The sequence below is a fragment of the Pantoea sp. CTOTU46764 genome, from assembly GCF_031974595.1.
Classification (GTDB): domain Bacteria; phylum Pseudomonadota; class Gammaproteobacteria; order Enterobacterales; family Enterobacteriaceae; genus Pantoea; species Pantoea trifolii.
Window position 1 is genome coordinate 15879 of sequence record NZ_DALYOQ010000069.1, and the last position, 11425, is coordinate 27303.

The 11425-nt window shown below is 58.9% G+C and carries 13 protein-coding genes; 11 read left to right on the forward strand and 2 right to left on the reverse strand.

Annotation, left to right across the window (positions count from 1 at the left end):
- The 3 genes from RTM06_RS18530 to RTM06_RS18540 form a co-directional block, all read left to right on the forward strand.
- A partial coding sequence (locus RTM06_RS18530) for an ABC transporter permease (protein ID WP_312184154.1) occupies positions 1-558 on the forward strand: 558 nt, incomplete at its 5' end.
- Positions 551-1486 carry an ABC transporter ATP-binding protein gene (locus RTM06_RS18535; protein ID WP_312184156.1) on the forward strand — a complete coding sequence of 312 codons (936 nt, stop codon included), beginning with the start codon at positions 551-553 and terminating at the stop codon, positions 1484-1486. The genes RTM06_RS18530 and RTM06_RS18535, both read left to right, overlap by 8 nt.
- Positions 1486-2217: an ABC transporter permease gene (locus tag RTM06_RS18540; RefSeq protein WP_256695995.1), complete on the forward strand. Its 732-nt coding sequence runs from the start codon at positions 1486-1488 to the stop codon at positions 2215-2217. The genes RTM06_RS18535 and RTM06_RS18540 overlap by 1 nt, the downstream gene beginning before the upstream one ends.
- Positions 2218-2387: 170 nt before the next feature.
- On the opposite strand, the gene RTM06_RS18545 is transcribed toward RTM06_RS18540, so the two are convergent.
- Entirely contained in the window at positions 2388-3122 is a 735-nt protein-coding gene (locus RTM06_RS18545) for a MerR family transcriptional regulator (RefSeq protein ID WP_256698384.1), read from the reverse strand.
- Positions 3123-3273: 151 nt separating this feature from the next.
- Here RTM06_RS18545 and RTM06_RS18550 point away from each other — a divergent pair, with 151 nt between their 5' ends.
- Both RTM06_RS18550 and RTM06_RS18555 read left to right on the forward strand, forming a co-directional pair.
- Positions 3274-3837, forward strand: coding sequence for a helix-turn-helix domain-containing protein (locus RTM06_RS18550; protein WP_179451485.1), 564 nt, complete (start codon positions 3274-3276; stop codon positions 3835-3837).
- Positions 3834-4352, forward strand: coding sequence for a GNAT family N-acetyltransferase (locus tag RTM06_RS18555; RefSeq protein WP_265297301.1), 519 nt, complete (start codon positions 3834-3836; stop codon positions 4350-4352). Before RTM06_RS18550 ends, RTM06_RS18555 begins: the two co-directional genes overlap by 4 nt.
- A 166-nt stretch (positions 4353-4518) precedes the next feature.
- Here RTM06_RS18555 and RTM06_RS18560 read toward each other — a convergent pair whose 3' ends face one another.
- Entirely contained in the window at positions 4519-5490 is a 972-nt protein-coding gene (locus tag RTM06_RS18560; protein ID WP_312184160.1) for a LysR family transcriptional regulator, read from the reverse strand.
- A 157-nt stretch (positions 5491-5647) separates the two neighbouring features.
- On the opposite strand from RTM06_RS18560, the gene argH reads away from it, so the two are divergent.
- Genes argH through RTM06_RS18590 form a run of 6 tightly spaced genes read left to right on the forward strand, consistent with a single transcriptional unit; the run spans position 5648 to position 11317 of the window.
- Positions 5648-7075, forward strand: a complete 1428-nt coding sequence (gene argH, locus RTM06_RS18565; RefSeq protein WP_312184162.1) for an argininosuccinate lyase — start codon at positions 5648-5650, stop codon at positions 7073-7075.
- Between the two features lie 10 nt (positions 7076-7085).
- A complete protein-coding gene (locus RTM06_RS18570; protein WP_176970961.1) occupies positions 7086-7964 on the forward strand; it encodes an amino acid ABC transporter permease in 879 nt (292 codons plus the stop codon).
- Between the two features lie 13 nt (positions 7965-7977).
- A complete protein-coding gene (locus RTM06_RS18575; protein ID WP_008102604.1) occupies positions 7978-8742 on the forward strand; it encodes an amino acid ABC transporter ATP-binding protein in 765 nt (254 codons plus the stop codon).
- A gap of 16 nt (positions 8743-8758) precedes the next feature.
- Complete coding sequence (locus RTM06_RS18580) at positions 8759-9580, forward strand: ABC transporter substrate-binding protein (RefSeq protein ID WP_312184165.1); 822 nt, start codon at positions 8759-8761, stop codon at positions 9578-9580.
- An 11-nt stretch (positions 9581-9591) separates the two neighbouring features.
- Positions 9592-10437, forward strand: a complete 846-nt coding sequence (locus tag RTM06_RS18585; RefSeq protein ID WP_312184167.1) for a polysaccharide deacetylase — start codon at positions 9592-9594, stop codon at positions 10435-10437.
- The gene (locus tag RTM06_RS18590; RefSeq protein ID WP_312184169.1) at positions 10430-11317 is read left to right on the forward strand and encodes a polysaccharide deacetylase; all 888 of its coding nucleotides are present in this window, start codon (positions 10430-10432) and stop codon (positions 11315-11317) included. The genes RTM06_RS18585 and RTM06_RS18590 overlap by 8 nt, the downstream gene beginning before the upstream one ends.
- Positions 11318-11425: the final 108 nt, after the last annotated feature.

Sequence of the window (11425 nt, forward strand, 5' to 3'; positions counted from 1 at the left end):
CTGGCGATTGCGCGCCGTCCGCGCTGGCAAAATGCTGCGTTTAGCCTGCTCAATCTGATCCAAACCGTGCCGTCGGTGGCGCTGTTCGGCTTGCTGATTGCGCCACTGGCGGGATTGGTGGCGCATTTTCCGCTGCTGGGGCGTTGGGGCATCAGCGGCATCGGCATCGCACCGGCTTTGATTGCGCTGGTGCTCTACGCGCTGCTGCCGCTGGTGCGCAGCGTGGTGGCCGGTTTGCAGCAGGTGCCGCAGGAAGTGCGTGAAACCGCGCGCGGCATGGGCATGAGCGCGTGGCAACAGTTCTGGCACGCCGAGTTGCCGCTGGCGCTGCCGGTGTGGCTATCCGGGCTGCGCGTGGTAGTGGTACAAACCGTTGGCCTGGCGGTGGTCGCGGCGCTGATTGGAGCAGGCGGATTCGGCGCCATTGTTTTTCAGGGATTGCTGAGCAGCGCGCTGGATCTGGTGCTGCTGGGCGTGATTCCGGTGGTGGCGCTGGCGGTGATTTTTGATGCACTGCTGCGTTTACTGTCGGCACTGCTGGAGAGACGTCATGATTGAATTTCACCAGGTGAGCAAAGTGTTCGCCGGCAAAGAGGCAATACGTAACCTGTCGCTGAAGATTGAGAAGGGCAGTTTTACCGTGCTGATCGGCACGTCGGGTTCCGGCAAATCGACCACGCTGAAGATGATCAATCGGCTGGTCGAACACGACAGCGGCGAAATCCGCTTCGCCGGAGAAGCCATCGAAAGCATGGATGCGCGCGCACTGCGTCGCCGCATCGGTTACGCCATTCAGTCGATTGGTCTGTTTCCACACTGGAACGTGGCGAAGAACATCAGCACCGTGCCGTCGCTGCTCGGCTGGCCGCAGGCGAAGATCAACCACCGCGTTGAAGAGCTGCTGGCGCTGCTCAATCTTGATAGCCACCTGGCGACGCGCATGCCGCATCAGCTGTCGGGCGGACAGCAGCAGCGCGTCGGCGTGGCGCGAGCGCTGGCGGCCGATCCTGAATTGCTGCTGATGGATGAACCTTTTGGCGCGCTTGATCCGGTCAACCGTCTGGCGCTGCAACACGAAATGTTGCGCATTCAGAAAATGTCGGGTCGCACCGTGGTGCTGGTGACGCATGACATCGACGAAGCACTGACGCTGGCCGATCAACTGGTGCTGATGGACGGCGGCGAAATCGTGCAGCAGGGCAGACCGATCGATCTGCTGACGCAGCCGGTGAATGACTTTGCCCGCGAGTTCTTTGGCCGCAGTGAACTCGGCGTGCGTTTGCTGGCGCTGGGGCGTGCGGGCAGCGCGGCGCGACGCGGTGAATGGCTCGATGCCGAACCGATTGCCGCATCGCTGACGCTGCGTGAAGCGCTGTCGCAGTTTATTGCGCGCCGCACCGACAAATTGCCGGTGATCGATCAGCATCAGCAACCGCTCGGCGTGCTGCACTTCAGCGATCTGCTGCGCCAGCGGGAGGCGAGCTGATGCGGCTGTTACGCGATCCGCTTTACTGGCTGCTGGCGGCCTTCCTGCTGTTGCTGTGGGGCTTGCCGCACAGCGGCCCGCTGTTTGCCCACTGGTTTCCGCAGCTGGAGCGTCCGCTCTATCAGCAGGAGAGTTTCTGGCGATTGGCGCTGGCGCATCTGGCCTTAGTGGTCAGCGGCAGCCTGCTGGCGTTGCTGGTCGGCGTTGGCTGTGCGGTGTTTGCTACGCGTCACGCCGGACGCGCCTTTCGTCCGCTGCTGGAAACCGTGGCGGCGGCCGGGCAAACCTTTCCGCCGGTTGCGGTGTTAGCGATTGCGGTGCCGGTGATGGGATTTGGCGCGACGCCCGCAGTAATGGCGCTGTTTCTCTACGGTTTGCTGCCGATTTTGCAGGGCACGCTGGCGGGCTTAGATAGCGTACCAGCCAGCAATCGCGAAATCGCGGTCGGCCTCGGCATGGGGCCGTGGAAACGCTTGTGGCAGATTGAACTGGCGCTGGCAGCACCGGTGATTATGGCGGGCGTGCGAACCTCGGTGATGATCAATATCGGCACGGCAACCATTGCTTCCACGGTGGGCGCGGAGAGTCTGGGATCGCCGGTGATTATCGGTTTGAGCGGCTTTAACACCGCCTATGTGATTCAGGGCGCGCTGCTGGTGGCGCTGTTGGCGTTGATCTGCGATCGCCTGTTAGAGCGCGTGCAGCGTAAACTTAGTGGGTATGCACAATGAGGCTGTAGCCGACCAGCATCATACCGCCCATGCCGCCAAGCGCCATAATGGCAAACAGGGAACCGATAAGGAGTTTATTCCAGTTCATGAGGAGACCTGAGAAAAGAAATTTAGGGCGGCATGATAACGCGCACACCACGCCAGGCAAAGGCCGTGTGTGCGATTTTTACTTATGCGGGATCGTGCAGGTGAATGGCAAAACCTTGTGCCTGCCAGTGTTCAAACTGCTCGACCTGGCGACGCGTCGGCTTTTTGCCGGTCCAGATAAACAGATTTTGTCCTGGGAATAACTCAGGGCGCGGCATGTCCAGCGGCTCCGCCAACACATCCATGCGCCAGCCTTGCTGCGACAAACGCCAGGCTTCCAGCCAGATGCGGGTACGATCTTCCACCGCCCAACCCAGCATCAAGGCATCTTTACCGGCTTTTTTACGTCCACAGGCCAGACAAAACGCCACATAATCAATCAGCGCGCCATCAAGCAGACTGCACATGGTACGCGCGGTGTTCTGATCTAAACCGAGACGCTGGCGAACCGGCACGAATACGTGATCGATTAACGCATCCACCGGATGTTCCCGGCCAATAGTGGCAATTTTAACGCGCAATTTCGCCGGCCGAACGTGGCGCAGTACGCTCATCAACTCTTCCTGCAGCGCAGACCAACCGTCATCCACATTGACGGTGGCGCCTTCCAGCAACGCTTTCACTTTGCCAACGGGCACGCCACTCTCTATCCAGCGTTTTATCTCTTCGATACGCTGAACATCTTCATCATCAAACTGCCGATGACCACCTTCGGTACGCTGGGGTTTTAACAGACCGTAACGTCGCTGCCAGGCGCGAAGCGTTACCGGGTTGATTCCACAGCGTTCGGCCACATCCCCGATACTGTATAAGGCCATAAAGTCCTCAAAAATACTGACCTGCATAACAACACCTTAACCCTCAGGCTTGGGTTGTACAACGATTTTTTAGTTGTACAACTTGACCGTGTTGAGGATTCGTAGTGTTATCTCATATGTGAGATTTATTTCCCATAAATGAGAGGTAAAGATGTCTGCTTCGGATACCGACGATCGACTGGCGGCACGACTGGCCGAATTACGCGTACAACGCGGTTGGTCATTAGATGATTTGGCGATGGCGACCGGCATCAGTCGGGCGTCATTGTCGCGCATTGAACGCGCTGAAACGAGCCCAACAGCCGCTTTGCTTAACCGCCTTTGCGTGGCATACGGATTGACCATGTCGCGCCTGCTCAGCGAGGTGGAAGAGGAGGCCGCGCTGCTGCTGAAAGCGGAGCAACAGCCGGTGTGGCGCGACGACGCCAGCGGGTTCCAGCGCCGCAACGTATCGCCGCCCGCCAGCCACTTTAAAGCGGAAGTGGTGGAAGGCGTACTGCGTCCCGGCGCGCGCATTGATTACGACGCGCCGCCGATTCAGGGGCTGGAGCAACATATCTGGCTGCAATCGGGCGAGCTGACCATCAGCATGGACGATCAACACTGGACGCTGCAGGCGGGCGACTGTCTGCGCTTCCATCTTACCGGCAAATCCGCGTTTGCCGCTCATGCCGAAGGCGGCGCGCGCTACATTTTGGTGGTATGCAAACCATGATTGACATCGAACGTCTCAGCGCCACCCAGGCGCAGCCGCTGCTGGCGGCATTATGTGATGTGCTGCAGGGCTGTGTCGCCGACGGTGCCAGCGTGGGCTTTATTGATGCCGACGATCGCGCGGCCATTGCGCGCTTCTGGCAGGACAAAATTTACAGCCTGGCGAGCGGCGACAACCAGCTGCTGGTGGCGTATCAGCAGGGCGTGATTGTGGCGACGGTGATGGTCGGTTTCAGCGCGATGCCGAATGGTCGCCATCGGGCGGAGATCAGCAAGCTGCTGGTGCATCCGCGCGCCAGACGGCAGGGCATTGCGCGCCGCCTGATGCAGCAGGCCGAACAACTGGCGGCAGCGCAGGGCAAAACCTTGCTGGTGCTGGACACGCGCAGCGGCGACGTGGCGACGGATTTATATTTGTCGATGGATTGGCAGATTGCGGGGTCGATTCCCATGTATGCCGAGTCAACAGAAGGTGTGCTGGATGCGACCACGGTGATGTTTAAGGTGTTAGGGTGATTGTGATTGTGCCTGCTGTCCCCCTCCTCGGTCCTCCCCCATAAATGGGGGAGGAAGATGCTGCCACATGTCAGTGTTGAAGCTGCATGTGGCAGCGTCTCCTTCCCCCGCTTGCGGGGGAAGGCCGGGATGGGGGACAGCGAGCACAATCTTAAAACGCACCAAATCAGTGCGCTGCCTCCGCCTCTGCCACGCCCAGCGCCTGCATAAACAGCCGGATAATCGGATTTATTTTGCGGCCTTTCTTCATCATCAAACAAAACGGGTTTTCACGGCGAATCGAATCATCGCCCAACTCACACAGCTGACCACGCGCAATAAACGCGGCGGCATAATGATCCGGTAAATAACCAATAAAATGGCCGGTCAAAATTAGCATGGCGACAGATTCAACCTGAACCGCCTGCGCACCGCTGTCCTGCAACGGAATGATGCGACGATCATCGCGCGGCGTCACATATAAATGATTAATGATTTTCTGCTCACGTAATATGTCCAGCGAGATATTTTTATCACTCGAACCGGAATATAAAGGATGTGACATAGAGCAATATAATTTTGAATATTCCTTATAAAGCGGGAAGTAATCGAAATCACTTTTCATTTCATAAACCGGTGCAATGCCACAATGAAAACGGCCTTCACTGATGCCGCGCTCAATATCATCTAACTGTGAGGTTTGCAGTCGAATTTGTACCTTTGGCGCTTTCTGGTGCAGCTGTTGCACCGCGGCAGTGACCGGCGATTGCGGGTCGGAGATGGTGTTATCCACCACGCAAATGGCAATGTCGCCCAGCAGTTCATTGCGGCTGTTGTGTAAGCGCTCGCGAAACAGATTCAGCGAGACGAACAGCTCCAGCGTGGCCTGATACACGTTGATGCCGTATTGCGTCAGCTCAAAACCTTCGCGTCCGCGGCTGCATAATGTCATGCCGAGACGAATTTCCAGATCGGAAACCTGTTTACTGATCGCCGCCAGACCAATATTCAATTCGTGACTGGCAGCGGTTAATCCGCCGGCTTCTACTACGCATTTAAATACCCGCAGTAATTTTAAATCGATATTACTCAGTGCCAGAACCGCATTATCGCTGCGATTATTTGCATTGTTTCCGGACTGGGAAACTTTACTTTCCATTTTTGCTATTCAACTCCGGAATAATTGCGGTGAAAGTACAGTGAACCTGAAATAGGCCCTATTTACCAGTGTAGCCATAAAATAAGCTTTCATTATCTCAACTGGCTCATTCATATCTTTTTCATATCGCTGATGATTATCTGTAAGGGGAAATAGCATGTCTGATAATGCCGAACTGTTATGGGGCGCGCGTTTTAAAGCGGCACCGGCGGCGAGTTTAACCGCGCTGTCTCGTAGCCCGGATTATTACTTTGCATTGGCACCTTACGATCTGGCGGGCTGCCGGGCGCATGCCCGTGAACTGGCGCGCGGCGATCTGCTGAGCGCCGACGAGCTCAGTACCATGCTGGACGCCATTGACGCGTTAGATGCCGATTATCGCGCCGGTCAGCTGCATCCGATTGCCGCCGACGAAGATGTGCACACCTTTATCGAACGCGCGCTGACCGAGCGTTTAGGTGCGCTGGGCGGCAAGCTGCGCGCCGGCCGTTCGCGCAACGATCAAACCGTTAACGACCTGCGTCTCTATCTGCGCGACAACGGCCGCAAGGTGGTCAGCGCCTTGCTGGCCCTGCAGCAGGCGCTGGTCGAGCAGGCGGCGCAGCACACCGAAAGCGTCGCGCCCGGTTTCACACATTTGCAGCAGGCACAGCCGATTGTGTTCGGTCACCAGCTGCTGGCCCATGCGCAATCCTTCGCCCGCGATATCGAACGTATGCAGGATTGGGATCGCCGCAGCGCACGCTGTCCGCTCGGTGCCGCGGCGATGGCCGGTTCCGCCATTGCGCGCCAGCCGGAGCACGCCGCCGCCGATCTCGCTTATCTCGCGCCGTGTGAAAACTCCATCGATGCCGTGGCCAGCCGCGACTATGCCGCTGAATTCCTGTTTGTCACCAGCATGATCGGCATCAACCTGTCACGCCTGTGCGAAGAAGTGTGCATGTGGGCATCGCGCCAGTTCCGCTGGGTCGAGCTGCATGACAGCTACGCCACCGGCAGCTCCATCATGCCGCAGAAGAAAAACCCGGACATCGCCGAACTGACGCGCGGCCGCGCTGGCCGCCTGGTCGGCAATCTGATGGCGCTGCTCACGACCATGAAAGCGATGCCGCTCTCCTACAACCGCGATCTCAGCGACGACAAACGCAACGTGATTGATGCGGTGGATACGCTGCTGCTGGTGCTACCGGCGATGGCAGGCATGATGGCGACGCTGAAATTCAACACCGACGTGATGCGCCAGCAGGCACCGGACGGCTTCACGCTGGCGACCGAAGTGGCCGACTGGCTGGCGATGCGCGGTGTGCCGTTCCGCGAAGCGCATGAGATCACCGGCCAACTGGTGCAATTGTGCGAGCGCGAAAACTGCGGTCTGTCGGATCTCAGCGATGCGCAGCTGCACGCGGTGGATGCCCGCTTAACGCCGGAGGTGCGCAGCGCCCTGACGCTGGAAGCCGCGCTGGCGGCCCGCAGCGGCTACGGCGGTACCGCACCGGCACGCGTGCGTGAGCAGTTGGCACGTCTGCAAACTCTGATGCAGGACCAGCAGCGCTGGACCGAAGATTACGCTGGCCCACGCGCCTGAGGAGAGCTTTATGTCGCAATCAACGCCGATTGAGCCGAGTTTGAACAATAGCCGCGAGCAGACGCATTACGATCTCGATCGTTATCAGGTGGTGCCGCGCCGTTATTACGGCCGCATTACCGCGTCGGCGGTGATTCTGGTGCTGCTGGCGCTGCTGGTGAACGCCTTTGCCCACGGCAATATCGAATGGTCGTTTGTTGGCCAGTTCTTTACCGCCCAGGCGATTCTCAACGGCGTGGTCAACACGCTGATCATGTCGGTGCTGGCGATGGGGCTCGGCGTGCTGTTTGGCGTCATCACCGCCATCATGTACATGTCGCCCAATCCGGTGCTGCACTACATCGCCGTGGGCTACGCGTGGATTTTTCGCGGCACGCCGCTGATTTTGCAGCTGCTGCTGTGGTTCAACCTCGCGCTGGTGTTTCCCACCATCAGCATTCCCGGCGTGTTCAGCGTGCAAACCGTCACCATCATGACGCCGTTCCTCGCCGCGCTGCTCGGTTTGAGCATCAATCAGGGCGCGTACACCTCGGAAGTGGTGCGTGCGGGCTTGCTGTCGGTGGATACCGGGCAATACGAAGCGGCGAAAGCCATCGGCATGCCGCGTCTGCAGGCGCTGCATCGCATCATTCTGCCGCAGGCGATGCGCGTGATTCTGCCGCCGGTCGGCAACGAATTTATCAGCATGATCAAAACCACCAGTCTCGCCAGCATGATTCAGTACTCCGAACTGCTCTACAACACGCAAACCATCTACTTCGCCAACGCGCGCGTCATGGAACTGCTGTTCGTGGCAGGTATTTGGTACCTGATTGTGGTCACGGTGTTGTCGTTTGGACAGAGCCGACTGGAACGTTATTTCTCACGCGGCCATCGTCAGCGTCAGTAATCAGGAGCCCAACATGAGAAACATCGTGCGCGCCGTCAAGGTGAACAAATATTTCGACCAGTTCCACGCCCTGAAGGATGTCAGCCTCGAAGTGAACTACGGCGAGGTGATGTGCATCCTCGGTCCCTCCGGTTCCGGCAAAAGCACCTTTTTGCGCTGCATCAACCAGCTTGAGAAGGTCGATAAAGGCGGGATTTGGGTCGACAACGAGCTGGCGGGCTATCGCATCGCCGGGAACAAACTGCATGCGCTGAGCGACAAGCAGATTGCGCGTCAGCGCCTGCAAACCGGCATGGTGTTCCAGCGCTTTAACCTGTTCCCACACAAAACCGCGCTGGAGAACATCATCGAAGGACCGTGTCGCGTGCTGCTGCGTCCAAGGCGCGAAGCCAGCGAAGAGGCGATGGCGTTGCTCGATCGCGTCGGTCTGGCGCACAAAGCGCACGACTATCCGCAGTCGCTCTCCGGCGGCCAGCAGCAGCGCGTGGCGATTGCCCGCGCGCTGGCGATGAAACCCAAACTGATGCTGTTTGACGAACCCACTTCGGCGCTGGATCCGGAGATGGTAGGCGAAGTGCTGGCGGTGATGCGTCAGCTGGCAAAAGAGGGCACCACCATGCTGGTGGTCACCCACGAAATGGGCTTTGCCCGTGAGGTGGCCAATCAGGTGGTGTTTATGGACGAGGGACGCATTATCGAGCAGGGCGCACCGGAAGACATTCTGCTGAACCCGCAAAATCCACGGATGAAAAACTTTATTAACGCGATTCTTCTTTAACATTACCGGGGTGAATATGAAAAAGCTGTTATTGAGTGCCATCAGTGCCGCCGTATTGCTGCAATCCTCTGCCTGGGCAGATATCGCGGTTCCTGCTGCGATCAAAGAGAAAGGGCTGACCGTGGCGATCATGCCGAACTACCCGCCGATGGATTTTAAAGATCCGGCCACTAACCAGCTGACCGGCGTGGATTACGATCTCGGCCAGGCGATTGGTGAAAAGCTCGGCGTGAAGATTAACTGGCAGGAGATCGCCTTCGAGCAGATGGTTAACGCGGTGGTGACCAAGCGCGTCGATCTGGTGATGTCCGGCATGACCGACACCAAAGAGCGCCAGCAGGTGGTTAACTTTATCGACTACTTCAAAACCGGCCCGCAGTTCTATACCCAATCCGCGCGCAGCGATATCAACAGCGCAATGGATCTGTGCGGCAAGAAAGTCGGCACCAGCCGTCGCACCACCTTCCCGCTAGAGATTGCCAACTGGTCAAAAGCGCACTGTGAAGCGGCCGGTAAGCCGGCGATCATCGTGGTAGGCGCCGAAGGCACCGCCGATGCGCGTACTCAGCTGCGCCAGAACCGTCTGGATGGCGTGGTGCAGGGCAGCGAAACCCTGCCGTACATCATGGATCTGGAAAAGGGCAAATATAAGGCGCTGGATAAAGCCTTCTCCTTCCAGTACACCGGCATGGCGATTGGTAAAGATGCGGGCGAGCTGACCACGGCGATTCAGACGGCGATCGACGCGATGATTGCCGATGGCTCTTACCAGAAAATCCTCGGCAAATGGGGCCTGGCAGACAACGGCGTGGCGAAGGCGACCGTTAACCAGGGCTAAGGAGCGCGCAGATGCAACAACCGGGCGCAGTGCGCTGGCCGCAGGGTAAACGCGGCTGTATGGCGCTGGCGTTTGACCTCGACGGTCCCACCGGCGATGCCATGCTGAATGGCAGCCTGTGGTCAACGCCAGAGTATTTTACCTTTGGGGCCTACGGGCCGTACCGTGCGCTCGGGCGTCTGCTTGACCTGCTGCGCGCCTTCGAGCTGCCCGCCACCTTTTTTGTGCCGGCGTGGGTGGTGGAGCAGTGGCCGCAGCAGTGTCAGGCGATTATCGAACAGGGCCACGAAGTGGCCTATCACGGCTATCGCCACGAATCCTTCTGGGCGATTTCACCGGATGAACAGCGTGCAGTCATGGCGAAATCCGCTGAAGTCTTTCACCAGCATCTGGGCATCACCGCCTGCGGTTTTCGTACGCCGTCGGGCGACTGGCATGCCGAAACGCCACAAATCCTGCGCGATGCGGGCGTGATCTACTCCAGCAGCATGCGCGGCGACGATCGTCCCTACAGCATTCCGGTGGCCGGCCATACGCCGCTGGTGGAGATCCCCGGTAAATGGGAGATGGATGATTACGCCTCGCTGGCCTACACGCGCCAGCCTGATTTCCCCAAAGGCGGCGACCGCATCGCCAGCTATGCGCACACGCGCGATAACTGGCAGCGCGAGTTCGATGGCGCGATGGATGAAGGCTTGTGCCTCACCACGCTGTTTCACCCGAAAATCTCCGGCCAGCCGGGACGCATTTTGCTGCTCGAACAGCTGTTTGAACATATGACGGCGCGCGAAGACGTGTGGTTCGCGCGTTGCGATGCGGTGGCGCAGTGGTATTTGCAGGAGCAACAGCATGACTGAACCTTCACGCTGGCCGCTGGGCTTCCAGTCGGCAGCGATCCTCACCCTCGACTTCAACGACATTCACGGCATTCTCACTCAGGCGCCTGCGGTGGCGGGGCGCGATAAAACGCTGTCGGTGTGGCGCTACGGCACGCTGCGCGGCGTTGATCGCTTGCTGGCGCTGCTGGCGGAAAAGCAGCTCAAAGCCACATGGTGTATGCCGGCGATTGTCGCCGAAGAGCAGCCGGAACTGGTGCAGCGCATGGTGGCCGACGGCCATGAAATTGCCTGCAGCGGCGATACCCATGAAGATTTCTCGTTACTCACGCTGGAGCAACAAATTGCCAGCGTGACGCGCGGCTGCGACAAACTGGCGCACATCACCGGCCGCGCTATTGTCGGCTTCCGCACGCCCGCCGGGCAGTGGAAACCGGGATTGGCCGAGGCGCTGATAGAACGCGGTATTCGCTGGTCATCCAGCTGGCGCGGCGACGATTTGCCTTACTTCCATCCTGGCACGCGCCTGGTGGAACTGCCGATGCACTACACGCTGGAAGATGAGCCCTATTTCGCCTTCAACCTCAGCCCGGCGATTCCGCCGGGGCAATCGCGCATTGCGCCTTATGCGGAAACGCTGGCGAATATGACGCAGGATTTCCACGGCTTCCACCGCTTTGGCCTGTGCTACCTGCTGCGCCTGCATCCGGAAATCATCGGCACCGCCGGACGTATTGGCCTGCTGCGGGCGCTGCTTGACACGCTGCAACAGCACAACGTGTGGATCGCCACTGCCGAGCAGGTGGCGGCGCACTGGCAGACGCAGCCGGATAACGATGTCTCCCATCCGGCGGAGGTGTTTACCCGCATCATCGGAGGCGCGCATGGCGAGCACGCTTGATCAACTGGCGGCCTTTATCGCCGAGACGCGTTTTGCACAACTGCCTGCGCCGCTGGTAGAGCAGGCGAAACGTCATTTGCTTGATACGCTCGGCGCTTCGCTGGCAGG